Annotated in this window: 24 protein-coding genes and 1 tRNA gene; 11 read left to right on the top strand and 14 right to left on the bottom strand. The window is 67.4% G+C overall.

Annotation, left to right across the window (positions count from 1 at the left end; all coding sequences use genetic code 11):
* Window positions 1–157 precede the first annotated feature (157 nt).
* Window positions 158–1495 (top strand): aldehyde dehydrogenase family protein, encoded by a 1338-nt coding sequence (locus ABZ345_RS33715; RefSeq protein WP_359857823.1) that lies wholly within the window; start codon window positions 158–160, stop codon window positions 1493–1495.
* Between the two features lie 3 nt (window positions 1496–1498).
* Here the strand turns inward: ABZ345_RS33715 and ABZ345_RS33720 are convergent, their stop codons facing one another.
* Both ABZ345_RS33720 and ABZ345_RS33725 read right to left on the bottom strand, forming a co-directional pair.
* Window positions 1499–3115, bottom strand: a complete 1617-nt coding sequence (locus ABZ345_RS33720; RefSeq protein WP_359857826.1) for a beta-N-acetylhexosaminidase — start codon at window positions 3113–3115, stop codon at window positions 1499–1501.
* A gap of 512 nt (window positions 3116–3627) precedes the next feature.
* Complete coding sequence (locus ABZ345_RS33725) at window positions 3628–5103, bottom strand: CYTH and CHAD domain-containing protein (RefSeq protein ID WP_359857828.1); 1476 nt, start codon at window positions 5101–5103, stop codon at window positions 3628–3630.
* Between the two features lie 153 nt (window positions 5104–5256).
* Between ABZ345_RS33725 and ABZ345_RS33730 the strand changes: the two genes are divergently transcribed.
* Together ABZ345_RS33730 and ABZ345_RS33735 are read left to right on the top strand one after the other, a co-directional pair.
* Window positions 5257–6066, top strand: coding sequence for a hypothetical protein (locus tag ABZ345_RS33730; RefSeq protein WP_359857831.1), 810 nt, complete (start codon window positions 5257–5259; stop codon window positions 6064–6066).
* Between the two features lie 69 nt (window positions 6067–6135).
* A complete protein-coding gene (locus ABZ345_RS33735; protein WP_359857833.1) occupies window positions 6136–6447 on the top strand; it encodes a metalloregulator ArsR/SmtB family transcription factor in 312 nt (103 codons plus the stop codon).
* On the opposite strand, the gene ABZ345_RS33740 is transcribed toward ABZ345_RS33735, so the two are convergent.
* Both ABZ345_RS33740 and ABZ345_RS33745 read right to left on the bottom strand, forming a co-directional pair.
* The gene (locus tag ABZ345_RS33740; protein WP_359857835.1) at window positions 6425–7960 is read right to left on the bottom strand and encodes an amidohydrolase; all 1536 of its coding nucleotides are present in this window, start codon (window positions 7958–7960) and stop codon (window positions 6425–6427) included. The genes ABZ345_RS33735 and ABZ345_RS33740 overlap by 23 nt on opposite strands.
* Entirely contained in the window at window positions 7957–9207 is a 1251-nt protein-coding gene (locus ABZ345_RS33745; RefSeq protein WP_359857838.1) for a SidA/IucD/PvdA family monooxygenase, read from the bottom strand. The genes ABZ345_RS33740 and ABZ345_RS33745 overlap by 4 nt, the downstream gene beginning before the upstream one ends.
* Window positions 9208–9299: 92 nt before the next feature.
* Between ABZ345_RS33745 and ABZ345_RS33750 the strand changes: the two genes are divergently transcribed.
* Both ABZ345_RS33750 and ABZ345_RS33755 read left to right on the top strand, forming a co-directional pair.
* Entirely contained in the window at window positions 9300–10253 is a 954-nt protein-coding gene (locus ABZ345_RS33750; protein WP_359857841.1) for a methionyl-tRNA formyltransferase, read from the top strand.
* 57 nt (window positions 10254–10310) lie between these two features.
* On the top strand, window positions 10311–10961 hold the full coding sequence (locus tag ABZ345_RS33755) for an HNH endonuclease family protein (protein ID WP_359857844.1): 651 nt from the start codon (window positions 10311–10313) through the stop codon (window positions 10959–10961).
* Window positions 10962–11016: 55 nt separating this feature from the next.
* Here the strand turns inward: ABZ345_RS33755 and ABZ345_RS33760 are convergent, their stop codons facing one another.
* Entirely contained in the window at window positions 11017–11697 is a 681-nt protein-coding gene (locus ABZ345_RS33760) for a hypothetical protein (protein ID WP_359857847.1), read from the bottom strand.
* 339 nt (window positions 11698–12036) lie between these two features.
* Between ABZ345_RS33760 and ABZ345_RS33765 the strand changes: the two genes are divergently transcribed.
* Window positions 12037–12252, top strand: coding sequence for a hypothetical protein (locus ABZ345_RS33765; protein ID WP_359857849.1), 216 nt, complete (start codon window positions 12037–12039; stop codon window positions 12250–12252).
* Here the strand turns inward: ABZ345_RS33765 and ABZ345_RS33770 are convergent.
* Both ABZ345_RS33770 and ABZ345_RS33775 read right to left on the bottom strand, forming a co-directional pair.
* Window positions 12249–12518 carry a DUF2277 domain-containing protein gene (locus tag ABZ345_RS33770; RefSeq protein ID WP_359857852.1) on the bottom strand — a complete coding sequence of 90 codons (270 nt, stop codon included), beginning with the start codon at window positions 12516–12518 and terminating at the stop codon, window positions 12249–12251. The genes ABZ345_RS33765 and ABZ345_RS33770 overlap by 4 nt on opposite strands.
* Before the next feature lie 7 nt (window positions 12519–12525).
* Window positions 12526–13086 (bottom strand): cupin domain-containing protein, encoded by a 561-nt coding sequence (locus tag ABZ345_RS33775; RefSeq protein WP_359857855.1) that lies wholly within the window; start codon window positions 13084–13086, stop codon window positions 12526–12528.
* A 50-nt stretch (window positions 13087–13136) separates the two neighbouring features.
* Between ABZ345_RS33775 and ABZ345_RS33780 the strand changes: the two genes are divergently transcribed.
* The gene (locus ABZ345_RS33780) at window positions 13137–13943 is read left to right on the top strand and encodes an NAD(P)/FAD-dependent oxidoreductase (protein ID WP_359857857.1); all 807 of its coding nucleotides are present in this window, start codon (window positions 13137–13139) and stop codon (window positions 13941–13943) included.
* On the opposite strand, the gene ABZ345_RS33785 is transcribed toward ABZ345_RS33780, so the two are convergent.
* Together ABZ345_RS33785 and ABZ345_RS33790 are read right to left on the bottom strand one after the other, a co-directional pair.
* Window positions 13927–15687 carry a HAMP domain-containing sensor histidine kinase gene (locus ABZ345_RS33785; RefSeq protein ID WP_359857860.1) on the bottom strand — a complete coding sequence of 587 codons (1761 nt, stop codon included), beginning with the start codon at window positions 15685–15687 and terminating at the stop codon, window positions 13927–13929. The two genes, ABZ345_RS33780 and ABZ345_RS33785, sit on opposite strands and share 17 nt — an antisense overlap.
* On the bottom strand, window positions 15684–16349 hold the full coding sequence (locus ABZ345_RS33790) for a response regulator transcription factor (RefSeq protein WP_359857862.1): 666 nt from the start codon (window positions 16347–16349) through the stop codon (window positions 15684–15686). The genes ABZ345_RS33785 and ABZ345_RS33790 overlap by 4 nt, the downstream gene beginning before the upstream one ends.
* A gap of 79 nt (window positions 16350–16428) precedes the next feature.
* On the opposite strand from ABZ345_RS33790, the gene ABZ345_RS33795 reads away from it, so the two are divergent.
* The gene (locus ABZ345_RS33795; protein WP_359857865.1) at window positions 16429–17232 is read left to right on the top strand and encodes a DUF3152 domain-containing protein; all 804 of its coding nucleotides are present in this window, start codon (window positions 16429–16431) and stop codon (window positions 17230–17232) included.
* Here ABZ345_RS33795 and ABZ345_RS33800 read toward each other — a convergent pair.
* The gene (locus tag ABZ345_RS33800; RefSeq protein WP_359857868.1) at window positions 17180–17818 is read right to left on the bottom strand and encodes a class I SAM-dependent methyltransferase; all 639 of its coding nucleotides are present in this window, start codon (window positions 17816–17818) and stop codon (window positions 17180–17182) included. The genes ABZ345_RS33795 and ABZ345_RS33800 overlap by 53 nt on opposite strands.
* A gap of 88 nt (window positions 17819–17906) precedes the next feature.
* Here ABZ345_RS33800 and ABZ345_RS33805 point away from each other — a divergent pair, with 88 nt between their 5' ends.
* Window positions 17907–18476: a TetR/AcrR family transcriptional regulator gene (locus ABZ345_RS33805; protein ID WP_359857871.1), complete on the top strand. Its 570-nt coding sequence runs from the start codon at window positions 17907–17909 to the stop codon at window positions 18474–18476.
* Between the two features lie 24 nt (window positions 18477–18500).
* Window positions 18501–19388: a LysR family transcriptional regulator gene (locus ABZ345_RS33810; protein WP_359857874.1), complete on the top strand. Its 888-nt coding sequence runs from the start codon at window positions 18501–18503 to the stop codon at window positions 19386–19388.
* Here ABZ345_RS33810 and ABZ345_RS33815 read toward each other — a convergent pair.
* The 3 genes from ABZ345_RS33815 to ABZ345_RS33825 all read right to left on the bottom strand — a co-directional run bounded on the left by ABZ345_RS33815 (window position 19385) and on the right by ABZ345_RS33825 (window position 22763).
* A complete protein-coding gene (locus ABZ345_RS33815) occupies window positions 19385–19756 on the bottom strand; it encodes a hypothetical protein (RefSeq protein ID WP_359857876.1) in 372 nt (123 codons plus the stop codon). The genes ABZ345_RS33810 and ABZ345_RS33815 overlap by 4 nt on opposite strands.
* A gap of 1727 nt (window positions 19757–21483) precedes the next feature.
* Window positions 21484–21556 (bottom strand) — tRNA-Arg (locus ABZ345_RS33820).
* 127 nt (window positions 21557–21683) lie between these two features.
* Entirely contained in the window at window positions 21684–22763 is a 1080-nt protein-coding gene (locus ABZ345_RS33825; protein WP_359857878.1) for a LacI family DNA-binding transcriptional regulator, read from the bottom strand.
* A 73-nt stretch (window positions 22764–22836) separates the two neighbouring features.
* Between ABZ345_RS33825 and ABZ345_RS33830 the strand changes: the two genes are divergently transcribed.
* Window positions 22837–23997, top strand: coding sequence for an MFS transporter (locus ABZ345_RS33830; RefSeq protein WP_359857881.1), 1161 nt, complete (start codon window positions 22837–22839; stop codon window positions 23995–23997).
* On the opposite strand, the gene ABZ345_RS33835 is transcribed toward ABZ345_RS33830, so the two are convergent.
* Window positions 23975–24490, bottom strand: coding sequence for a lipoprotein (locus ABZ345_RS33835; RefSeq protein WP_359857883.1), 516 nt, complete (start codon window positions 24488–24490; stop codon window positions 23975–23977). The two genes, ABZ345_RS33830 and ABZ345_RS33835, sit on opposite strands and share 23 nt — an antisense overlap.
* Between the last annotated feature and the right edge of the window lie 32 nt (window positions 24491–24522).

The following is a 24522-nucleotide window of genomic DNA, read 5'->3' on the forward strand; positions in this document are numbered from 1 at the left end:
GCATCTCTGACTCGACTCAGCAACAGTGCGTGTTGCCCGGGGTCGTGGGTCACTGATCCATCCACGGCTTGCAACGAGCATGCAACGTTCTGCGGCCTACTTTCTCATTTCCCCCACCCATGACTTGCAGCAGGCCATCGAAACCCGTGGAGTGAGAATGACGCAGTACGCGGCACCGGGTCAGCCCGGAAGCGTGGTCGCGTACCGGCCGAGGTACGACCACTTCATCGGCGGCGACTACGTGCCGCCCGTCTCCGGTGAGTACGTCGAGAACGTCACGCCGGTGACCGGCGAGGTCTTCACGGAGGTCGCCCGCGGCACCGACGCCGACCGTGCCCGTGCCCTGCACGCGGCCAGTAGTGCCGCGCGCGCGTGGGGGAACACCACGCCACGAGAGCGCGCCACGGTCCTGGGCGAGATCGCGGACCGGGTGGAGGAGCACGCGACCGAGCTCGCGGTCGCCGAGACGTGGGACAACGGCAAGCCGGTCCGCGAGGCCCTGGTCGCCGACATCCCGCTGCTGATCGAGCAGTTCCGCCAGTTCGCCGCCGTCATCCGCACCGAGGTGGGCCAGGTCGAGCAGCTCGGCCGCAACACCTGCGACTACCGCACGTTCCAGCCGCTCGGCGTGGTGCACGAACGGCTGCCGTGGACGTTCCCGCTGATGAACGCGGGCCGGGTGCTGGCACCCGCGCTGGCCGCCGGCAACGCGGTCGTGCTGGAGCCCGCGCTGCAGACGCCGGCGTCGATCCACGTGCTGCTCGGCGTGATCGCCGACCTGCTGCCGCCCGGTGTGGTGAACGTCGTCACCGGATCCGCTGACCACAAGGTCCTCTCCGGCCGCTGCCCCAACATCTTCTTCGCCGACGTCACCGCCCAGCGCGACGATTTCCTGGACAAGGCCCTCGAAGGCTTCGCGATGTTCGCGGCCAACCAGGGCGAGGTCTCCACGGCTCCGTCGCGGGCGTTGATCCAGACCGCGATCTACGAGGAACTGCTGCACCTGGCGACCGTTCGCACGCAGCAGCTCCGCCTGGGCGACCCCCTCGACACCGACACGATGGTCGGCGCCGTGGTGTCGCTGGCGCAACGCGACCGCGTGCTCGCCTACGTCGAGCGCGGCAAGGCCGAGGGCGCGCGACTGGTGACCGGCGGCGAGGCCTCCGGTCACTACGTCCAGCCCACGATCTTCGAGGGTGATCACCGCTCCGCCGTGTTCTCCGACGACGTGCTCGGCCCGATCGTCTCGGTGACCAGGTTCGACGACCGCGACGACGCGGTGAAGATCGCGAACGAGGTCACCGCCCAGCTCGGCGCCGGCGTCTGGTGCCGCGACGTCGCGCGGGCGCACAACGTCGGCCAGGAGCTCACCGCCGAGCGGGTGTGGGTCAACAACTACTACGCGTACCCGGCGAACACCGCGGTGCTCGCCGAGTACCGGCGCGTGAAGCACCTGCTGGTCAGCTACTCCGACCGCGCGCAGGGATATTTCTGACGGTCATTTCTTCCAGGGCACCTGGGTTGAGGCGTAGTAGCTGATGCCCTGGACCTTCCAGCGCGGGCCCTGCGCGCCCAGGCGCGGGGCGAACTTGTCCCAGTTGTGGCTCGCGGCCGTCGACCAGCCGAGCTCGGCGGCCACCGGGAGCCTCGGGAACGCCATGTACTCGATGTCGGCGGAGGTCTTGAGGGTCTCCGTCCACAGTGGAGCCTCGACGCCGCGGATGCTGTTCTCGCCCACGCCGTTGAGGTACGCGCCGGGGTTCCAGCCGTAAGCCGTCTTGACCTCGACCAGCCCGGCCCAGTCCTGGCCCAGCTTGGTGTTCTTGTTGTACTTCATGTCGAGGTAGATCCGGTTGGCCGGCGACATGAGGATCTTGTTGCCGCGTTGGGCGGCCGCGGCCACGTTGGCGTCGGACGTCTCCGTGCCCCAGAACTGCGGGACGAGCGAGGTGTCCTTGGTGGTCTTGATGAACTCGTGCCAGCCGGTGGTGGTCTTGCCGTACTTCTTCACGATCGGCAGCACCCGGTTCATGAACTTCACGAAGTCCGCGTCCGGCGTGCTCAGGGCCTCGTCACCGCCGATGTGGAAGTACTGGCCCGGCGTGATCGCCGAGACCTCCTTCACGACGTCTTCGATGAACTTGTACGTGATGTCCTTGCTGATGCAGAGGCTCGAGAAGCCGACGTCCGTGCCGGTGTAGAGCGGTCGCTTCTTGCCGTCGCAGTTCAGTTCGGCGTAGCTCGCGAGCGCCGCGTTGGTGTGGCCCGGCATGTCGAACTCGGGGATCACGGTGATGCCGCGCGTCTGTGCGTAGGCGACCAGGTCCTTGTACTGGTCCTGGGTGTAGTAGAGGTTGCCCTTGCGGCCGCCTACCTCGGTGCTGCCGCCGATTTTGGTCAGCTCCGGCCAGCTCTTGATCTCCAGTCGCCAGCCCTGGTCGTCGCTCAGGTGGAGGTGGAAGTAGTTGATCTTGAAGGCTGCGATCTGGTCGATGTAGCGCTTGACCTGGTCCGGGGTGAAGAAGTGCCTTGCCACGTCGAGCATGGCGCCGCGGTGCTGGTAGCGCGGGTAGTCGAGGATGCTGGCGCCGGGGACTTGCCACGGGCCTGCCTGCTTCGTCTTCGCCTCTGCCTTGGGTGGGAGTAGTTGGCGGAGGGTTGAGATGCCGTTGAAGTGGCCTGCTGTGGTGTTGGCTCGGATGATGACCTGTTTCGGGGTCACGTCCAGTTGGTAGCCGTCTTGGCCGACCTTTGGGTCTGCGTTGTTCAGCAGGACTATGCCTTCGCTGGTCACGCCGTCTGCGATGGTGAGTGGGAAGCCCGTGGACGGGCGCAGGATCGACGCCAGTAGTTCGGCCGGTTTGCGGGCCGAATCTGTGGCGATTTGGATCTTGGCGTCTGTGGTGAGGGTGAAGGTTATGTCTGTGTGGGGCTGGATTTGGACTGGCTGGGGGACCAGTTCCTGCAGCGGGGTTGCGGCGGTTGCGGATGGGGTGGTCACTAGGACTCCTGATCCGGCGATCACCAGCGCTGTGAGTGCTGTGAGCACTCTTTTGGATTTCACGCCAATCCTCCAGGGCAAGGGGGGACCTTGTGGTGGCGGCGAAGGGCTCACGGTTTCAGGCGGTGTGTTGGGATGTCAAGGTTTAGACCAATGGGGGTGCGTGGGTGTGATCCGCGGCTTTGTGGGTGGGGCGCGTTGCGTTGAGCGTGTCGCGTTCCGTGCGATCCGCGGCTTCGTGGGTGGTCGCCTTGCTTTGGGCGTGTCCTGTTTAGGGCGCGGGGCTCCGCCCCGGACCCCGCCAATCTGATCAAGGACCAGCCAGCGCCGCTTGCGGGTTGATGGCACGCCTGGTGCGTTCGGCGGCTGCGCGTTGCGTAGGTGGTGCGGTCCGGGTGGGATCCCGTCCCAAGCCGAGCCAGAGCGAGCCGCGCCAGGGCAGGGGTGTCAACTCGACGAAAAGCGTGTCGAGTTGACACCCTCCTCGCGTGCGGCAGACGATCAGGCACGACTCGTGACGGGACCCCACCCGAAGCGCACGGGAAATGCAGCTCGCCTTCGGCGTCGCCATTGCCTCGGCTTTGCCTTTGGGTCGCCTCGCCTTCGGCATCGGGGCTATTGGGCGACTAGAGGTGTTCCTTGCTCAGTTTGTGCCACAGCTTGGGGAGTTCGGCTTCGGTTTTGTGGGCCAGTTCTACTTCTTGGCCGTACAGGAGGCCGAAGGTGAAGCCGTTCTCGTCGCCACGGCCGAGTTCCAGGAGGACGGGGCGGGCCACCACCGAGTCTTGGTGTTCGCCCAGGAGTGTTTGGACGTCCTTGGCTCGCTTGCGGAGGTCCGTGGCGTGCTTGCCCAGGGCCGGTTCGGCTACCTCGGCGGAGTAGCGGAGGCGTTTGGCTGCCTTGCGGGCCTCGTGCAGTGGTTCGTCGGTGTCGCGGGCGCCCAGGGCTGTTTCTACGCGGACGTCCAGGCGGTGGCGGGCCTTTTCCACCAGGCGGGGGAGGACGTCCTTGGCCTTGCCGGAGGCAAGGGTGGTGAGGGGAGGCGAGGCCAGTAGGGAGTCGATCGCGTTCAGCAAGGAGAAGTAGCGCTTGTCGTCCAGTGCGGCCACGGAGTCCTTGTGGGCCTTGGCTTCCAGCGGGGCGAAGTGGCGTGTCATGCGGGCGGCCACGTCGCCCAGGGCCAGTTCTGGGGGGAGGGCGTGGAGGGCGTCTTCGAAGCGCATGCGGAGCACTTCCAGGTCGCGGGAGGTGCCCAGGACCGAGGCCAGCCACTTGAGTTCGTCGGTCAGGGAGCGGGTGGCTTCGCGGTCGACGATCTTGCCGAAAGCTTGGAGGGCCGAGCGCATGCGGCGGGTGGCCACTCGCATCTGGTGGATGGCGTCGTCCTCGTTGCGGCGGACTCGGGGGTCCTGGTTCTGGAGGGCCGCGCGCTGTTCGTAGAGGTAGGCGAGGACTACTTCGCCTGCGGTGGACTTCTTGCCGATTGAGGGGATGACGTCTCGTTTCACGCCGATCACCTGGGAGAGCTTGGATTTCGAGGCGGAAGGGTGGATGCCTGCTTCGCCCAGGTGTTGCTCGACGGTGTCGAGGAGCTTGCGGTCGCCGCCGGAGCCGAGTTCTACCTCGATCTCGCGCCACGAGGTGGTGGTGGTCGAGGAACCCATGGTCTGGGCGGTGACTACGTCGTCGACCACCTCGGCGAGGAGTTCGCCGTTGCCGTTGGTGAGTTGCCAGCGGCGGCGGTTGGTGCGGATTTCGGCGATCGGGCCCAAGCCCGAGCCTCGGGTGTGGGCGCGGACCAGGGAGGAGAGGTCCTTGGGCGGGTTCTTCACCGCGCGGCCCAGTGGGACTCGGACTTCCTGGCGGGAGTCTGCTTGGTCTGCCGGGAGTTTGAGGTGCCAGCCCTCGTCGTCGCCGCCCACCCGGCGGCGCAGGGTCACGCCGGCTCGGGCCAGGCGGTAGTCGTCCGTGTCGAAGTACGTGGCTTCGAGGTCGAACTCCTCCGGGCCGGTCGCCACACCGGTGATGGCGGTGAGGTCCGGCAGACTCGCGTCCGATGGGGCCTCGTACTTGCGTTCGGTCTCAGTAACTGAGGTCGCCATTTACTAGTAATACCTCGTTTCGTCGCAGTTCACCCACTGTGGTGACGGTGCGTGAGTGGTGGTTGCCTCGGCCGGGCGGAATCCCGACCTCGAATGCGTGTAACTGGTGGTGATCGCCTTGGCCGCGTTCGAAGTGTCCGGTTCGCTGGTCGGGTGCCCACGGAGAAGGAACGGCTTGAAGTTGTCGAGCCGCAGGTCGCCACGTTGATCAGTCATGTCGGTCAGCTCTCGGCGGAGCTCGAACGCGTCACCGCCCGGCTGACAGTGCTGGAACGGCGGTTGTCGGGGGCCGGTGACGGACCTCTGGTCGACCTCGACGCGGTGACGGGAGATGTCGCGCCGCTCGTCGAGGCGTTGCGCAAGGCGTGGGACGCCGAGCAGGAGATCCTCGCCGCGCCCGCGCGGATGGAGCTCAAGCAGGAGGTGCTCGAGTTCGACGGGCTCAAGGCTCGCCGCGACGACGCGAAGTCCAAACTGGACGGCGGGCGGGTGCCCAGGTTCGAACGGGACGCGCTGTCGCACGAGGTTCGCCAGATGGAGTGGCTGATAAACGCGAACGAGGCGAGCGCGAAGCGGGCCGCCGAGCGGTTGGAGGCCGACGAGGACGCCGCCGGTGAGGAGTGGCGCACCGAGGCGGTGCTCGCGGGGGACAAGGCTCGCGGGGAGATCAAGGACGCGGCCGCGAGGCGCATCTCGGAGGCGCTCGGGCAGTACGCGCGCATGCCGGTGTGGTTCCGGGTGGGACTCGGCGAGATTCCGACGCCCGACCCGTCGTTCTGGCTGGAGTCGGCCATCGCCGTGCTCGCGTACCGGCTGGAGTACGGGGTCACGGACGCGGTCACGCCGCTCGGCACGCCGCCGTCGGCCAAGAGCGGGTGTGAGAACTGGGTCCGGCGGACGAACGTCTACGCGGACGTCAGCGACCGGCTCACGACGCTGGCCGCCACGTTCCACCTGCAGTAGTCTTTCTGCAACCGCTCGGTTGCAGGAGGGCTCGATGGACCGGATCGAACGTGACGTGGTGATCACCGCGTGAGTCAGGTCGACGACGTCCTGGCCGCGCTCGCCGATCCGATGCGGCGCCGGGTGCTCGATCTCGTGGCGGCGAAGGGGCCGGTCTCGGCCTCCGCGCTCGCCACCGAGCTGCCGGTCAGCCGTCAGGCGATCGTGAAGCACCTGTCCGTGCTGGAGAAGGCGGAGCTGGTGGCGTCCGAGCGGGCCGGCCGGGAGAACAACTTCTCGGTCCGGTCCGGCGCGCTGGACGCCACCGCCACGTGGATGGCCTCGCTCGCTTCCCAGTGGGACAGGCGCCTGGCCGCGATCAAGAAGATCGCTGAGGCATGAGGGTGCCGCCGACGATGGTGGCCAGCACCGGGATGTCCGCGATCGCGTCGCTCGTGCGCGGGTCGTCGCCGAGCACGACGAGGTCCGCGAGCTTGCCGGGCGTGAGGCTGCCCAGCACGTGCTCCTTGCGGCACGCGTAGGCGCTGCCGAGCGTGTACGCACGGATCGCCTCCTCGACGGTGATCGCCTCGTCCGGTCCGACCGCCCGGCCGCCGCGGGAGCGCCGCCGCACCATGAACTCGATGGCGCGCAACGGTGATCCGTCCGCGACCGGCCGGTCCGAGCTGCCCGCGACGGTGATCCCGTGGTCGAGGAACGACCGGCCGCGGTACATCCAGGGTGCCCGTTTCTCGCCCATGATCTCGCTGTAGTCGTCGCCGTAGGACCAGAGGAACGTCGGCTGGACGACGGGGATCAGCCCGAGGGTCGCGATCCGTTCGAGCTGATGAGGCCGGACCAGGCCGCAGTGCTCGATGCGGTGCCGCGCGTCCTCGCGTGGTCGTCGCCGTTGCGCCTCCGCTACGGCGTCCAGCGTGAAGTCGATCGCGCGGTCGCCGATGGCGTGGATCGCGAGCTGCCATCCCGCGTGGTGCCCGTCGACGATCGCCGCCCGCATGAACTCGTCGGACTCTGCGAGCTGACCGGAGTTCGTGGTGCCGATGTAGGGCTCGGACAACGCGGCCGTGCGCGCGATCATGCCGCCGTCGGTCCACAGCTTCATCGCGCCCAGCGACAGCATGTCGCCGCCGAACCCGGTGTGCAGCCCGAGGTCGATCGCCCGCGAAATCCCGTCCGCCGGCTCCGCGGCGACGTCGTGCAGCACGTACGCCGAGACCATGAGCTGCACGCGGATCGGAAGCTCGGCCCGTTGGTACGCGGCGGCTTCCAGCGGGCTGCTCGCGATCAGCCCTGCGCCGATGCCCGCCTCGGCGCACATCGTGACGCCCTCGGACAGCACCTGCCGAGCGCTCCTGTGCAGCTCGGCGACGATCTCCTCGAGCGAGTACGGCAGCCGCAGCGACCTCGCGGCCAGCTGCTCGTTCTCGGTCAGCCAGCCGTCGCTCGTGATGCCCGGAAGTTGCCGCAGCACCACGGAGTTCACCACGCAAGCGTGCCCGGAGATGTCCGCGATGTAGAGGAGTCGTTCACCCGTGACGGGGTCCAGGTCGGCGGCCGTCAGCGGACGGTCCATGATCCGCCGGTCGTAGCCGGACGCCTCGATCCAGCCCTCACCGGGCGCGCCGGCCAGTCGTTCGACGACCTGGGTGACGGTGGCCAGCCCCGTCACGTCGATGGTGCGGCGGCCGTTCCACGCGAGGTGGGTGTGGGCGTCGATGAACCCCGGCAGCACCACGGCGTTGCCGAGGTCGACGGTCTCGGCGGCGGGCAGGTGCTCGACCTGTTCGTCCAGCCCGGCGATGCGGCCCTGCCAGATGCCGATCGTGTGCGCGGCGGGGCGTGCCGGGTCCATCGTGACGGCCCGGCAGCCCGTCAGTTTGAGGTCGAGTCTCACGCGGTCGCGAGGACCGGCACAGGAGTGTTGGTCAGCACGGACGCCAGGATCTCACCTGACCGGACCGCGACGTTGGACAGCAGCGACGACGTGATGCCGTGCGAGTGCTCGGTGCCGCCCTGCAGGTAGATGCCACCGCGCAACGACGACTGCACGCGGTAGTCCCGGCCCACGACCAGTCGGCCTTCCTTGTCACGTGCGCAGCTGCCGTCGAGCGAGCCGAGTACCGGTGAAGCCTCGTCGTAGCCGGTCGCGAGCAGCACGAGGTCGGCCTCGACGAGCTCCTGTTCGCCGGTGACGAGCGACTGGATCACCGCACGTGCTTTGCCCGCCGACTCCTCGACCGCCACGAGCCTGGTCATCTTCATCATCTTGAGCCGCTCGGTGCCGAGGACCTTCTCCTGGTACACGGTGCGGTAGAGCTGCGAGATGAGGTCGACGTCGACCACCGAGTAGTTGGTGTTGCGGTGGTAGTCCATCAACCGCTGCTTCACGGCGTCCGGTGCGTCGTAGTAGTGGTCGACGGCCTCGGGGTCGAAGATGCGGTTCGCGAACGAGCTGTCGTCGGCGGGGGAGTAGCCGTAGCGCGAGAACACCGAGCACACCTCGGCGTCCGGGAACTCGCGGTGCAGGTACGCCACGGCCTCCGCGGCGCTCTGCCCGGCGCCCACGACGACGCAGCGCCGCGGGTTGCCGAGTTCGCCGACGCGGTGCAGGAACTGGCTGTTGTGCCACACGCGGTCCGACAGTTCGATGCCGGCCGGCACGGTCGGCCGCAGTCCGGTGGCGAAGACCAGGTTCCGCGCGTGGTACACGTCACCAGTGGCTGTCGTCACCTCGAACAGGTCGTCGTGGATCGCTTCCACGCCAACGGCTTCGGTGTCGTAGGAGACCAGGTCGTCGACCTGCGCGGCGGCCCACTCGAAGTAGTCGTGGAACTCGACGCGCAGCGGGAACAGGTTCTTGTGGTTCACGAAGTCGATGAGCCGGCCGCGGTCGTTCAGGTAGCAGAGGAACGAGAAGCGGCTGGTCGGGTTCCGCATCGTGACCAGGTCCTTGAGGAACGAGACCTGCATGGTGGCGTCGTCGAGCAGCATGCCCCGATGCCATCCGAACGCCTGCTGACGTTCGAGGAACACCGCGGTGACAGGGGTTTCGGCCTGCTCGTTGTGCTCGGTGAGAGCGATGGCGAGCGCCAGGTTCGAGGGGCCGAACCCGATGCCGACGATGTCGTAGATCGGATGCATGAGGATCAAATTTAGGGCAGCCTAAGCTTACTTGGCAAGCTCGAGTTAGGTTAGCCTGACCATATCTCACCGAAGTGAAGGAGGACACCCCCATGAGGGTCGTCATGTTCGGGTTCCAGACCTGGGGTCATCGCACCCTGCAGGCACTTTTGGCGTCCGAGCACGAGGTCGTCCTGGTGGTGACCCATCCACGGGGTGAGGGCGCGTACGAGAAGATCTGGAGCGATTCGGTCGAGGACCTGGCCTTCGAGAACGGCATCGAGGTCGTCGTCCGCGAGCGCCCGGAGGACCAGGAGCTGCTCGACGAGCTCAAGGCCGCCGACCCGGACGTGATCGTCGCCTGCAACTGGCGCACCTGGATCCCGCCGCAGGTCTTCGCACTGCCCAAGCGCGGCACGCTGAACGTGCACGATTCCCTGCTGCCGAAGTACGCGGGCTTCTCGCCGTTGATCTGGGCGCTTCTCAACGACGAGAAGGAAGTCGGCGTGACGGCGCACATGATGGACGACACGCTCGACGCCGGCGACATCGTGCTGCAGCGCTCGGTTCCGGTCGGCCCGCGCGACACGACGGCGGACCTGTTCGAGAAGACCCTCGAGTTGTTCGGCCCGATCACCGTCGACGGGCTCGCCGAGATCGCCTCCGGCCGCACGGACTTCGTGAAGCAGGACCGTTCGCAGGCCTCGTTCTTCCACAAGCGCGCCGAGGAAGACCTGCGGATTGATTGGACGTGGACCGCCGAGGAGCTGGACCGCCTGGTGCGCGCGCAGTGTTCGCCGTACCCGAGCGCGTTCTGCTTCCACCGCGGCCAGCGGCTGGAGATCATCGAGGCGGACGTGTCCGCCGAGGTCTACGGCGGCACTCCAGGCCGGATCTTCTACCGCGAGGGCGACGGCGTAACGGTCGTCGCGGGCGCCGAGGCCCGTCGTGGCCGCAGCAAGGCGTTGCTGGTCAAGAAGGTTCGCACCGCCGACGGCGTGGAGCTCAAGGCGCACGAGTACTTCAAGCACATGGGCGGCTACCTCACCTCGCGTCCCCAGTTGTGACATGCCGATCAACGGCCGGTTGATCGAACCGTGATCGGCATGGTCGATCATTAGCGCATGAATCGCGCGGCGGTGACGTCACTGGTGGTCTTCGTGCTGCTCGTGGCACTGGGCTGGTACCTCACGGAGGTCCAGTCCCGCAAGGAGAATCCGCCGTCGACCCCGGTGCCCACCGGGTCCGCTCCGGCCGGTTCGTCCGATCTCGGCGCCCTGCAGATCGCGCCCGAGAGCAAGATGACCGGCTACAGCCGCGACCGGTTCCCGCACTGGGCCTCGCAGGGAAACTCCTGCGACACCAGGGAGATCGTGCTGCAGCGGCAGGGCACCGACGTCAAGCAGGACAAGGACTGCAAGGCGGTCTCCGGCACCTGGAACAGCGCCTACGACGGCGTGGTGATCAAGGACGCGGGCGAGGTCGACATCGACCACACCGTGCCGCTGGCCGAAGCCTGGCGTTCCGGCGCCGACAAGTGGACCGACGACGACCGCAAGGCGTTCGCCAACGACCTCGGCGGCATCCAGCTGGTGGCGGTGACCGCGAAGTCCAACCGCTCCAAGGGCGACCAGGACCCGGCGAAGTGGAAGCCGCCGGTCGAGTCGTACTGGTGCACCTATGCGCAGCACTGGATCGCGGTGAAGATCACCTACAAGCTCACGGTCGACCAGGCGGAGCACGACGCGCTGGCCGTGATGCTCAAGGCCTGCTGACTGTGTTGGGACGACACGGCCCGACCCCCCGGACGGGCCGCGTCGCCCATCCCCGCTAGATCGCGCGCACCGACTCGAACAGCCCGGACAGCTGCCAGTGCGTGACGTACCCCATGGCCTCGGCCGCGATCAGCACGTCGAGCTTCCCGAGGTTGGTCCGCACCGGCATCTGGTACGCCTTGCCCCGCCGCACGTCGAGCACCATCGGTGTCGCCCCCGGCAACGTGTCGGAGATCGTGTGCTGCAGGATCCGCAGTCCGACGTTCGCCGCCTCCCTGGTCAGCGGCACCTCCTTGGTGTGCACGAGCACCGCGTACGCCGATCCGTCCTTCTTGCGCAGCCCCAGGTGCGGGCGGACCTTCAGCGTCAGGTCACCGACGCGGTACGTGGCGCCCTCCACCTGCACCCCGGTGGCCTTGAACGACGCGAGCCACGGCAGGAACCCGTCCGCGATCTCCTCGAACGCCCGCGGCTGCCCCGTCCGGTTGGCGTTCTGGACCGCCTTCTTCAGCTCCAGTTCAGGTTCGGTCGAGTTGACCGCTCGTCGCATGGCGTCGCGGATCGGGTTGTAGAACCCGCACACCCTGGGGTCGTCGGTCAGGTACATCCCCCGCTGTTCCGACACGATGTTGATGCGTCCACGCTGGCCGCTCATGACGTACTCGGTGAACGACAGTGCGGTGACGCTGACGTTGTTGTCCGGCAACGTTTTCTCCCCTCGTACCGCGATCTTCACCTGACGTTATCGGAGGGGTCTGACAAAAACGGCGTTGCTCCGAACGGTGTAATGACTACGTAGAGTTGAACGATGGTCTAGATGAGCACCACTCAATGTGGTGGCCTGGACCTCATTCGGTAAACGGACGGTGACGGACCGGCGACTGATCACGCTGATGACCGTTCGTCTGCCGTTCGGCGATCCTCACGCAACGCTCACCGCACGACAGGCGGAAGTCACCCTCCGTAGAAGATCAACTCAGGAGAATAGGTCCAGCAGGAGCAATCGCGGCGAGGGAGAGAGATGTCGGTCAAGGCGGTTCGGGACTCTGGGCGTTCACCCGATAGTGCGGGTGACGTGGAGGTCCCGGAGCCCAGGCAGCCGACGAGGTGGCTCGTCCACCCCGCCCAGTGGCCGCACGCCGCGCAGCTGACGGTCATCCTGGTGCTGATCGCCCTGCTGCTCTGGGCCATCGCCCTCACGCTCGGTCCCGACCAGGCGTTCATCGTCGGTTCGGCGGGCGTCGCGGCCAAGCTCATCTGCATGTACCTCGACACCCGCGTGCGCAACTAACGCCCGTAGCGCTCCGCTGAGCGTGCTTTCGCCTTGGCCGCCTCGATCTCGCGGTCCTTGGGCGGCGCCGCCGTCACCAACGCGTCGAGCAGTTCCTGGGTGGCCGCCGCCACCGCCGCGACGGCCTTGTCGAACGCCGCCTGGTTCGCCACCGACGGTTTCGCCGCCCCGCTCACCTTCCGCACGTACTGCAGCGCCGCGGCCTGCACCTCGTTGGACGTCGCCGGCGGTTCGAAGTTGTGGAGCACCCGGATGTTTCGGCACATGGCTCCACTATGACCTGTTCGGCGGCGCCGCGCGGGTGTGGATGCGTTCTCCCTGCTTGCCGAACAGGCTGATGATCTCGGCGGGGTTGCCGTCCGCGCTGCTCAGGGCGTGCGGCTGCCGGCAGTCGAACTCGGCCACCTCGCCGGCGCGCAGCACGACCTCCTTGTCGCCGAGCCGCAGCCGGATCCGCCCGCTCAGCACGTAGAACCACTCGTAGCCCTCGTGCACGCGCGGCTCGTGCAGCTCCGCCTCGGTGAGGATCATCTTCCACGCCTGCAGCGGCCCGATCGACCTGGTCAGCGGGACGCCGACCCGGCCGTGGTCGAGCTCGCGCGGCTTCATCGTGACGCGCGGATCGCCCACCTCGGGCGCGCCGACCAGGTCGTCCAGCGAGACCTGGTACGTCCGCGACAACGGCAGCAGCAACTCCAGCGTCGGCTTGCGCTGGTCGGTCTCCAGCCGGGACAGCGTCGACTTCGAGATGCCCGTCATCTCGGACAACGTGGCCAGCGTCAGGTCGTGCTCGGCTCGCAGCGCGGCGAGCCGTTGCCCCACGGAAGTTGCCATAACAGCAACTTACTTTGCCAAAACTGGACTGTCGACCACACTCTCGAACCATGAACTACGAAGTGGTGATCATCGGAGGTGGAGCGGCCGGGCTGAGTGCCGCTCTGATGCTGACCAGGGCGCGCCGCAGCGTGCTCGTGGTCGACGGTGCCGAGCCGCGCAACAAGCCGGCCGCGCACATGCACAACTTTCTCTCTCGTGACGGGCAATCGCCGTTGGACCTGCTCAAGCACGGTCGCGCCGAGGTCGAGGGCTACGGCGGAGAGATCGCCAACGACACGGTCCGCGGCGTCACGAAGACCGGCGACGGGTTCGCGGTCGAGCTCTCCGGCCGTGTCGTCACGGGCAAGCGGCTGTTGTTCGCGACAGGCCTGGTCGACGAGGTGCCCGAGATCCTGCGCTCGCGGTGGGGCAAGGACGTCTTCAGCTGCCCGTACTGCCACGGCTACGAGTTCCGCGACCGGAAGCTGGCCGTGTTCGGCGAGGAGATGAAGGTCGCGCTGGTCCGGCAGTGGTCCGCCGACGTCACCCACGTCCCGTCGGTGGACGGCATCGAGGTCGAGGACGACCGCCTGGTCGCGGTGATCTCCGGCTCCGAACGCATCCCGGCCGACGCGCTCGTGTACTCCGCGCAGCTCACACCGCGCGACGAGTTCCTGCTGGCGTTGGGCGCCGAGACGTCGGAAACGCCAATGGGCCCGTTCGTGCGCACGGACGACAAGGGACGCACGAGCGTGCCGGGTGTCTACGCGGCGGGCAACGTCACGGACCCGGCGGCCATCGTGATCGTCGCCGCCGCGCAGGGTGCCCAGACGGCCGGGATGATCAACGTGGATCTGATCACCGCTGCCTCATAGGGCTTCGTTCAGCTGGACCGTCGTGGTCCGGGAAGCTCATCGGAAGGCTGATGCTGAACGTGGAGCCCTGGCCGATCGCGCTGGTCACCGACACCGTGCCGCCGTGCGCCTCCACCAGGTGCCGGGTGATCGCGAGCCCGAGCCCGCTGCCACCCGTGCGACGGCTGCGGGACTTGTCCGCGCGCCAGAACCGGTCGAACACGTGCGGCACGTCCTGCGGTGCGATGCCGGTACCGGTGTCCCGCACTTCGAGGATCGCGTTGTCGCCTTCCTGGAACAGTTTCACGACGACCTCGCCGCCCGGCGGTGTGTAGCGCACGGCGTTCGCGACGAGGTTGCCGAGAGCCTGCCGCAGCCGCACCGGATCCGCCGTCGCGTGCACCGGTGCCGTCTCGGCGCGCAGCAGGATCTCGCGGTTCTGCTGCGCGTTGACGACCTGGTCGACGACGTCGTCGAGCGCGATCGGTTCCGGATGCAGCCTCAGCGTGCCCGCGTCGGCCTGGGCGAGGTCGTGCAGGTCGTCCACCAGTCGTTGCAGCAGAAGGGACTCCTCCAGCAGCATGTCGATCAGGTGCGGGTCCGGCTCGGCCAGCCCGTCCTGCGTCGCTTCCAGCCAGCCGGTGATGTTGCCCAGCGGTGTGCGCAGTTCGTGTGCGACGTCGCTGACCATCGCCTGCCGCTGTCGTTCGGTGTCGGCGAGCTTCTCGGACATCGCGTTGAACGACTTGGCCAGCTCGCCGATCTCACCCGCGCCACCGTCGACCCGTGCCGTCCGGTCGCCCTCCGCGGTGCGCTTGGTGGCGGCGGTGAGCGCGCGGATCGGCCGCACGAGCTGTGTCGCGGTGATCCACGACGCGAACCCGGCCAGCGCGAGAATCCCCAGTGCCACCACCGTGATCCGCGTGACGCCCGTCGTCGACAGGTCGATCGACTGCGGCTCCTGCCCGGTCGGTGAGGTGAGGTACAACTGCGCCTGCTCGGCGACGTAGGGCTGCAGCTGGGTGTGGCGCGCGCTCTCCATGCAGGCCGCGATCTCGGGTGGGGCGTAGCGGGCGGTGAGGATCTCCCAGTCGAACTGGACGCGACCGGGGTCCCTGTAGAGGAGCTGCTCGTTGCCGGGGATCTTGGCGACGCACTGCGTGAACAGTCGTTGCAGCTCCTGGTAGGCGACTGTCTCGGTCCTCGTCAGGGTGTAGAGCGCGTTGCCGACCTCGCAGCTTTCCCACGTCGAAAGGTTGCCGGGCTCGTCGGTGGACAGTCGCGGGCGGCCGTTCGGGGCGTCCACGATCTGGATGGAACGGTTGCAGTGCTTGAGTTCTTCGGCGAACGCGTGCAGCTTGTCGAACTCGTCCTGGGTGAGCTTGAACGGCCCGACCGCCCTCGGATCGATCTTGCCGTTGACGTTGAGCGGGTCGACGATCGCCTTGGGGGTGACGGGAAGCGGCGGCGAGCTCGCGTCGCCGGTGTCCACGAGCTTCTTGCCGTTGTGGTCGGTCAACGCGATGCGGCGGCTGTACTTTCGCGCGATCTTGTCCATTTCGGACTTCGCCTGCGACCAGTTCTGGTGCGTGGCCGCGTATCCCAGCACGTCGTCGAAGATCTGCGTCTCCGTGGCGAGCGCTTCTCCTTGCTCCTGCCGGATCGTGCCGGTCGTGGCCTGGCTCGCGAGCCACGCCGTGACCGCGATCGAGCAGGCCGCGATCACCACGGAGAACAGGAAGAACCGGACCAGCAGCGACTTCATACGAGCTTGTACCCGATGCCGTAGACGGTGAGGAGTCTTTCCGGCCTGCGCGGATCCTTCTCGATCTTCCGCCGCAGCTTCATCATGTGCACGTCGACCGTGCGCGCCGTGATGAACCCGTCCTCCAGCAGTTGTTCCCGCGTGAACACCCGCTGCGGCTGCGCGGCCATCCTCGCCAGCAACCGGAACTCCGCGGGCGTGAGGCTCACCGGCTCGTCGTCGAGGTGGACCTCGTGCCTGATCGGGTCGATGACCAGGTCACCGACCTTGAGCACCGTCGCGTTGGTCTCGCGCGCCCGCCCGGTGCGCCGCAGGATCGTCCGCACGCGAGCCACCATCTGCCGTGGCCTGAACGGTTTGGTGATGTAGTCGTCCGCGCCCAGGTCGAACCCGAGCAGCACGTCGTCCTCGGTGGACCGTGCCGTCAGCAGCACGATGGGCACGTCCGACTCGGTGCGGATGGCGCGCACGACGTCGATGCCGTCGACCAACGGCATCATCACGTCCAGCACCAGCAGGTCCGGGTTCCGCCGCCGCGTCTCGTCGATCGCCGCGCGCCCGTCGTGCACGACCACCACGGAATGCCCGTCGTGCTCGAGGTAGCGGCGCACCAGTTCGGCCTGGTGAACGTTGTCCTCGGCCACGAGGATGTGGGCACACACCACTGAAGTATGCAGTCCTTCACGACAGTCAAGCGGGACGTAAACAGGTTCTTCACGAGTTCCGGCCAGTGTTGCCGTCATGAAGGCGCATCTGGTTCTGGGGGCTGTGGCGATGACCGCGCTGATGCTCACGACATCTCAACTAGCAGGCGAAACGGCCCCGGCGGCGGCTCCGGCCGTTGCACCGCCGTCGTCTTCCGTGTCGTCGTCTGCGGTGTCGTCCTCGTCCGTGGTGCCGCCGCCTCCTCCTCCCGCGCGGGTGTACACGTCCAGTTCGGATCTCCCGGACGGCCCGTCCTTTCCCGCCTCCGGGGCCGCCACCTTTCACGTCGTCCCCGGCTCCGGCCCGGCGGTCGGCTCCGGCCCGCTGCGCACCTACGCCGTCGAGATCGAGGACGGCATCACGGTCGACGAGCAGGCTTTCGCGGCGTTCGTGGACTCCACGCTCGCCGACCCGCGCGGCTGGACCGCCAAGGGTGAGCGCTCGGTACAACGCGTGGCTGGCCCGGCGTCGGTGCGCATCAGGCTGACGTCACAGCAGACCGCGCGTTCCGTCTGCGGTTTCGAGATCCCGGTCGACGTCTCGTGCCGCAACGGCAACTTGGTGTTCTTGAGCGGGGCCCGCTGGTTCCGCGGCGCCGTGGCCTACCTGCCGGACCTCACCTCGTACCGGCAGTACATGGTCAACCACGAGGTGGGGCACGCGTTCGGCCAGGGCCACCGCCCGTGCCCCGCGGCAGGCGGCCCGGCTCCGGTGATGATGCAGCAGACGTTCAGCGTCTCGAACGACGAGATCGTCCACATCACCGCCGGCGCACCTCAGGGCGTGGTCATCCCGCAGGACGGGAAGGTGTGCGCGCCGAATCCGTGGCCGTATCCGTGACCTTCCTGGCCATCACCACGGTCGTCGTCTCACCCTCCGCGCCGAACACCGGCTCCACCTGCTCGAAAACCTTCCGGAGCTCCGTGACGACATCGGCTCCGCTGAACCCGGCGATCTTCTTGTACGCGGCCCGGAGGAACCTCGTGGTCCGGTTCGTCTTGGCCAGTCGCACGTCGAACACGAACAACCGCCCGCCGTCCCTGAGCGCATCGGCGGCGTTGGCGATCGCTCCCGGCACGTCCGGCATCGCGCTGAACGCCCCCAGCGCCACCGCCGCGTCGAACTCCCCGGTCCCGTGATCGGTGGCGCACGCGTCGGCGTGGCGCACCTCGACGTTCGGCCACTTCCTGCTCCGCTTCCCGGCGATGGCGACCATGCGCGGACTGAAGTCCGTCGCGACCACACGTCCTTGCGGCCCAACGGCTTTCACGAGTGCGGGGATCAACGCCCCGGTCCCGCACCCGATGTCGAGCACCGCGTCACCCGGCTTCAGCTCGAGCTTCTTGATCACGAGCTCGTGCAGCGTCCCCGCGAACCGATCGAGCACGCGGTAGTAGGTGAGCGCGGCAAAGTCCCACAGCTGCATGACATCCCCCTCTTCTGTTTTGCAATGCGATCGCATCGTAAAACAGCTCGGGCGTAGGATGCAATGCGATTGCATTGGAGATGCCCGCATGCCGAAGCAGGTAGACCACGACGAACGCCGCCGCGAGATCGGCGACGCGGTGTGCCGCGTGATGGCTTCCCGGGGCCTGGACGCCGTGAGCCTGCGCCACGTGGCCGCGGAGGCAGGCGTGTCGATGGGCCGCGTGCAGCACTACTTCGCGACCAAGGACGAGATGCTCCTGTTCGCGTTCCAGCAGATCAGCTCCCGCGTCGCCGACCGCATCGGCGCGGTCCACTCGCCCGACCCGCGAACGTTCCTGCGGGACCTGCTCCTGGAACTCCTGCCGCTGAGCCCCGCGGCCCGTGCCGAAGCCCCGGTGCTGGCCGCGTTCTTGGCCCAGGCGGTCGTCGAGCCACGCCTCGCCGAACCGTTGCGCGAGGGCGCCCCGCAGATGGTGGCGTTCATAGCTCACCTGATCACCCAGGTACGTCCCGGCGGTGACGCGGAACGGGACGCGATGGCGCTGCTGGCGTTCGTGGACGGCCTGATGATGCAGATGCTGATCGGCCAGGTGGACGAAGTTTCGGCTAAGGCGCTCGTAGATCACCAACTCGCCCGTCTGCTCACTTCTGGTTGATACCCGTCTCCATAACCTGACGGCATGGATGTGGACACGAGACTGCTGCGGTACTTCGCCGCCATCGCCGACGAGGGCAACCTCACGCGCGCGGCTCACCGGCTCTTCGTGTCACAACCATCGCTGACAAAGCAGCTCAAGCACCTGGAATCCCAACTGGGCGTAAGGCTCTTCATCAGGTCCAGCACCGGCATGACGCTGACCGACGCCGGCCACACCCTCGCCGCCCGAGTCCCACCGGTCCTAGCCGACTGGGACGCAGCCGTGCGCGACACCAGAAGCACGGCCCGCGTGCTGCGCGTCGGTACCCTGGCGGGCGCCGCGAACGACGCCACCAAGGACATCGTCGCCGAGTTCGGCAAACGCAGGCCGGGCTGGCGTGTCGACATGCGCCAAACACCGTGGACCGACCCGACCGCGGGCCTGGCGAACGCCGAGGTGCCGGTAGCGTTGCTGCGCCTGCCTTTCCCAGGCGAGGAATCCTTCGGTGTCCGATCGCTGTTCAGCGAACCTCGCTGCGTGGCCCTCTCGTCCACCCACCCGCTGGCCCAACGACACGAAATCCCGTTCCCTGAACTGTGGGACGACCCGGTAGTCGTCACCCCGGCCCTCAAGGGCACCTGGCGCGACCACTGGCTGGCAAAGTCCGAAAGGGACGGTCGCGAGCCGCGAATCGGCGCCGTAACCGAGCAGCCCGACGAGTTCCTGGCCGCCATCGCCAACGGCCACGGCATAGCCCTGGTCCCGGCCTCCACCGCGCTGCTGCACGAAAGGCCAGGCGTGGCCTACATACCGGTCACCGGCCTCAGCCCCAGCGAGGTAGGCGTCGCCTGGCTCCCCGACGCAGGCGAAGCGGTAGCCGACTTCGTCCAGTGCTGCCTGGACGTAACGCAGCCACGCCGCACCAGCTAGCGCTCACGCCGCGGCACCAACAAGTGCACCGCAAACCCGGCGGCCGTAGCCAGCACCGCCTGGTAGACGACCGAAACCTGATACCGCGAAGCCACCTCGAACACCGCATCCATCCCGGTAGCCCACCACCCGGCCAACGCCCCAAGCCCGACAACGTGCCACCCGAAAAACCCGGCACACCACCCGGCCACCACCCAAGCGCCCCGCCCACCCCGCCGCACGAACAGCCAGGTCGACACCGCAGCCACCGCGTTGAACGCCAACGCCACCCCGGTCAACGCCGCATCAGCACTCCACAACACGCTGGCCAATACCTGCACAACCAGAACCCCGACCACAAGCCCAACGCCAACCCGAACCTCGTCCACAACCCGCAGGCTATCTACTTAGGACAGATCCAGACCACGACATAGATCTACTCGGTGCCTGAATGCCAGGCTAAGCACTGCCACCCGGTCGTCCCCGTCAGCTCAGCCCACCGTGGCGCAGCCGTCTGGCTGGGGGCTGGGGGCTCGTCACGAGCGCCCGGCAGGATTCGAACCCGCGACCTCGGGATTAGAGATCCACATCTCGCAGTGCTCATGGGCGTCTGCCGTTGTGGCCGCTGAGCTGCGTGGATCGCGAGTCTGAGTCATCACTGTGGACGATCGTTCGTGGGTGTCTGGCGTCGTTTGGCCTGGATAGCCAATGGAAATGGTCTTTTTTCGGCCGCGCTGCTGCATCTAGCTGTGATCATCACACTGCCAGCAACGAGCGGGTCACATCTCCCCCCCATATTCGCCCAGCTCGGCAGTGATCCAGCATGGTGTCGACGTAGAGGTCGTTGCGGTCAAGGCGCGCGGCGCGCATCTCTGTCTCATGCCGTTACAACGAAGATCAAAAGTAGTCCTTCAACAACTCCAGCACGAGCCTGGCGGTACTTACGACCAGCTGCGCCGGGGCCAGCATGTTCTGGCGACGGTTACCGGTGGTCGTTTCCCTCTTCCTGCGCTTCTTCATTATCAGTCCCATACCGGCCAGTTAGTGGTGATCGACCTGGGCGGCCGGTGCTCCAGCCGATCAGCTGAGGCGGCTGGTGCTGGAAGATCCTCGCACACAATTTGCACGTTTGGTCCTGGGGCCAGAATAGCGGCATTAGCGTGGCCGTCATATTTGCGTCGCAATCGCCGTATTAGCGTCACAAACCGCCCGATCCAAAAGTGCCATATGTCCAGGTGAATCAGGATGTGCACGTAAGGTGCAACCTCGAATGCGACTACTGATAAGCCCACAGGAGCACCAGCTAGTCCGACCGCTTCGTTCGCTCACGCATGAAACAACGACCGCTCCTCCCTTCGTCCCTGCTGCGCTTAGCTCCAGGAGACCCGTGTCGAGAGTGGTCGGAGGCCATCGCGTAGCGCTCTCGACGCGGGTCTTCTGGAGCTAAACGATGGCTGAGACCGGGCGGCGGTGGAGCCTCCCGCGGTTACCTGCAAGCGCTGGGCCGACATACCTCTACCCACTAGCGGTGGCTGTGGGGCCGCTCGGTCGCTGTCCCGTTCGGTCGGAGTAGGCCGCCTCCGTCGCCGGCTGTGGGTGGGTGGCCGGAGGCCGGGCTCCGCCCGCTTGCCCGAGCGAAAAAGGGAAGGACCGTGAAGCTCCTGCCGAACGGGGTGCGTGCGGCGACCGAGCGGCCCCACAGGGGCCGCTTTGACGAAGAGAGAAACTCTGGATCCTCTGCAAGCGGCGGGAGACGGAGACCTTCGGACGGGTGTTCGCGTCCTCGTTTGACACGCTGCGCGGGACCCGGGCAACACCCGCAAGGCCCTTCGCAGCGTCCTGGAGGGCTCGAAGGGGAAGGGCTCCACGCGCACGCGTTTCGACACTTCGTCGCGACCCAAACTGGACGCGGCAGGCCTTGCCGTGAGAGAGATCGCCAACTACCTCGGTCACGCCCAGGTCAGCATCACCCAGGACAAGCACATGAACCGCAAGTCGGTAACCAGCGGGCGGCGGACGCCCTCGAAGGTCTGAAGTCGACCGAGTGAACCCACTGGACAAACACTGGGCCGACCTCCAAGGAGATCGGCCCACATCACTCTCATCAGCGCTTGAGCGCCCCCGGCAGGATTCGAACCTGCGACCTCGGGATTAGAAGTCCCTCGCTCTCTCCACTGAGCTACGGAGGCTTGAGGAGTCCGCGCGGCCACGAACCGTGGTCGCCGGTGCCCCCACCGGACACATCGTCCGGAGTCGATCGACCGTTTCCGCCCTACGTCCAAACGGGTGATAAAAACGGCCTAAACGTGACGTGTATCACGTCCGTGGGGCTGCCGAGGCTCTCTGCACGAGTGAAACGTCGAGTCTCGTCGGCCGCGGCGGTCTGCCTCCGGCCAGTAACTTCAGCGCCAGTTCGCCTGCGCGGCGGCCCTTGTCTGCCAAGGGTTGACGCACGGTAGTCAGCGGTGGGTCGCTGTAGGTCGCTTCGGGGACGTCGTCGAAGCCGACGACGGAGACGTCCGCGGGAACGGTCAGGCCCAGGTCGCGGGCGGCCTGCAGGCAGCCGAAGGCCAGTTGGTCCGACGCGCACAGCACAGCGCTCGGCCGTGGCGTGCGGGTGAGCAACCACCGCGCGCCGAGACGTCCGAGTTCGCGATCACTGCCGCGCGCCTCCCACACCGGAACATTGTCCGGTTTCACCCCGGCTTTTTCCAAAGTGTCGAGGTAGCCGCCCAGCCGGTCGCGGCTCACGCGGAACGGCACGGCCGAACGACGCTCAGCGGAAACGGGCCCGGATACTCCGTCCGGGTGTAGCGCGAACGTCAGCACGCCGAAACGGGAATGCCCCAGGTCGAGCAGGTGAGAAGCGGCGAGTGAGGCGCCGAGGTAGTCCTGCACCTCGACCCGCGCCGAACCGGGCAGCACCGGCTGGTCGATCACCACGAGAGGCAGTCCGCGCGCGGCGACCGCGTCCAACGCCGGTGCGGTGTCCGGTAGTGAGTAGGCCACCATCACGTCCGCCTGCGCGCGCGTCACGATCGAGGGGCGAGGACCGCCCGTGGAGTCGCCGGGCATCAGCACGAGGCTGTGGTCGTGGCCGTCGACGGTCGAGGCGAGGCCGTCCAGCACGATCGACAGGGCCGGATCGGAGAACGCGCCGGACAGCCCCTGCGGCAGCATGAAACCCACGGCCGCTGACGACCGTGTAGCCAGAGAGCGCGCAACGGGATCTGGGCCCGCATATCCCAGAGAGCGCGCCGTCTCGAAGATGCGTTCGCGCAACGACGACGACAGCTGGTCGGGCCGGTTGTACGCGTTCGACACCGTTGCCCTGGAAACCCCGACCGCGGCGGCGACGGTGTCCAGCGTCGGCCTTCGTCGGCGATCGGAGTCCACGGAAAGCATCGTATGCGACAGACGGCACCACAATCGCTGGCGCGGCTGAAGCGCTTCAGTCATGCTGGAGCGCATGTCCCCACGCCTCGCCACGTTCGTCGTCTTCCTCTTGAACGGCGGCGTCTTCGGCACCTGGGCCTCCCGCGTGCCCGCCCTCGCCGAGCAGATCGGCGCCGAACCCGGCAGCCTCGGCCTGGCGCTGCTCGGGGCGAGCGCCGGCCTGGCCTTCACGGCACCGGTGGCGGCACGGATCTGCGCGGTGCACGGATCGCGCAAGGTCCTGATAGCGAGCAGTCTCCTCAGCCCGCTCCTTCTGCCCGTGCTCGCGCTCTCGCAGTCACCGGTGCAGTTCGGACTGACGCTCATCGCACTCGGCGCGAGTGTTGCGGCGATGGACGTGTCGATGAACATCGCTGCGGTCGTTGTCGTCCGCGATCTGCAACGGCCGTTGATGCCGCAGTTCCACGCGGGCTTCAGCTTCGGCGGTCTCATCGGGTCGTTGGGCAGCGCCGCCGCCGCTCAGGCGCACTGGACGCCGATGAAGCACTTCGTCCTGGCAGCAGTCGCCGGTCTCCTGGTGACCGCTCTCATCGCGAAGAACATCCCCGGAGGAGTAGGGGAGCGCCATAGGGAAGAAGTCACCGAACGCACCAACGTGCTCAAGAGCCTGGTCCTCTGGCTGTTGGCGAGCGTCGCGCTGTGCAGTGCCATCGCGGAAGGGGCGGCGGCGGACTGGTCGGCGTTGTTCATGGTCCGTGAGCGCGGCATGGGCGACGCGGCGGGCGCGTACGCCTACGCGGGCTTCTCCGTCGCGATGGCACTCGCACGGTGGTTCGGCGAACCCATCCAACGCCGGCTCGGCCCGCACCGCCTCCTCGCCGCGGGCGGTGGACTTGCCGCGACGGGGCTGGCGCTGGCCGTCCTCATACCGGTGCCCGCCACCGGCTACCTCGGGTTCGGCCTGGCCGGACTGGGGCTCGCGTTCTCGTTCCCGGTCGTCATGGACCTGGCGAGCGAGACCGGCAGACGCGCGGACGGCAGCGGCGGCGAACGTGAGCTCGGCCTCGTGACGACGATCGCCTACACGGGCTTCCTCGCGGGCCCGCCGATCGTGGGCGGTCTGGCGCACGTGAGCTCTCTTGTGGTGTCCCTCGGGTTCGTGGCGCTGGTCACCGCGCTGATCATCCCGATGACCTGGCTGGCGAGACGAGCTAGGCAGCCGGCAGCCGTTTGAGCGCCTCCTGCGCGACCGGTTCGAGCAGGTCACGCGTCTTCGTCTCGGTGCCGCCGGTCATGCCGAGGGCGACCAGCATTGATTCGCTGCGCGTCACGGCGATGGTCGCCGTGCAGACCATGTCCTGTTCCTGCTGTCCGCAGCTGAGCCACGTGGCGTGCTTGGCGGTCTGCACCTCACGGCCGTTCTTCTGCGAGTTCTTCGACTCCTCGAACGACCGGTAGGGGACTGCCGTGACCGCGTACGCCTTCTCGTTCAACTGATAAAGGCACGAGTTCGGCACTTCGGCACGCGGCGCCGGCTTGTACTTGAGCGTCCCGATCGGCTTGAGGTCCTTCTCCGTGATGAGCCCGCACGGGTCGACGCCGGCGGTCTTGCGCGGCGTCGCGATGGCGAGCGGCGGCAGTGGTGCCGCGATGGGTTCGCCCTGGATTCGGTACGAGCAGCCGGCCACGGCCAACAGGGCGAGCAGGAGGAGGAGAGAACGTCTCACACGGCGCAACACTAGAGGGTCGTAGGCTCCTG

It is taken from the genome of Lentzea sp. NPDC005914, from assembly GCF_040629405.1.
GTDB lineage: Bacteria > Actinomycetota > Actinomycetes > Mycobacteriales > Pseudonocardiaceae > Lentzea.

Bases quoted from the DNA above. Each gene is read 5' to 3' on its own strand.
- ABZ345_RS33715 (WP_359857823.1), top strand. From the start codon at position 158: ATGACGCAGTACGCGGCACCGGGTCAGCCCGGAAGCGTGGTCGCGTAC.
- ABZ345_RS33725 (WP_359857828.1), bottom strand. From the start codon at position 5,103: ATGGCGACCTCAGTTACTGAGACCGAACGCAAGTACGAGGCCCCATCG.
- ABZ345_RS33745 (WP_359857838.1), bottom strand. From the start codon at position 9,207: ATGCATCCGATCTACGACATCGTCGGCATCGGGTTCGGCCCCTCGAAC.
- ABZ345_RS33750 (WP_359857841.1), top strand. From the start codon at position 9,300: ATGAGGGTCGTCATGTTCGGGTTCCAGACCTGGGGTCATCGCACCCTG.
- ABZ345_RS33755 (WP_359857844.1), top strand. From the start codon at position 10,311: ATGAATCGCGCGGCGGTGACGTCACTGGTGGTCTTCGTGCTGCTCGTG.
- ABZ345_RS33770 (WP_359857852.1), bottom strand. From the start codon at position 12,518: ATGTGCCGAAACATCCGGGTGCTCCACAACTTCGAACCGCCGGCGACG.
- ABZ345_RS33775 (WP_359857855.1), bottom strand. From the start codon at position 13,086: ATGGCAACTTCCGTGGGGCAACGGCTCGCCGCGCTGCGAGCCGAGCAC.
- ABZ345_RS33780 (WP_359857857.1), top strand. From the start codon at position 13,137: ATGAACTACGAAGTGGTGATCATCGGAGGTGGAGCGGCCGGGCTGAGT.
- ABZ345_RS33785 (WP_359857860.1), bottom strand. From the start codon at position 15,687: ATGAAGTCGCTGCTGGTCCGGTTCTTCCTGTTCTCCGTGGTGATCGCG.
- ABZ345_RS33795 (WP_359857865.1), top strand. From the start codon at position 16,429: ATGAAGGCGCATCTGGTTCTGGGGGCTGTGGCGATGACCGCGCTGATG.
- ABZ345_RS33800 (WP_359857868.1), bottom strand. From the start codon at position 17,818: ATGCAGCTGTGGGACTTTGCCGCGCTCACCTACTACCGCGTGCTCGAT.
- ABZ345_RS33805 (WP_359857871.1), top strand. From the start codon at position 17,907: ATGCCGAAGCAGGTAGACCACGACGAACGCCGCCGCGAGATCGGCGAC.
- ABZ345_RS33810 (WP_359857874.1), top strand. From the start codon at position 18,501: ATGGATGTGGACACGAGACTGCTGCGGTACTTCGCCGCCATCGCCGAC.
- ABZ345_RS33830 (WP_359857881.1), top strand. From the start codon at position 22,837: ATGTCCCCACGCCTCGCCACGTTCGTCGTCTTCCTCTTGAACGGCGGC.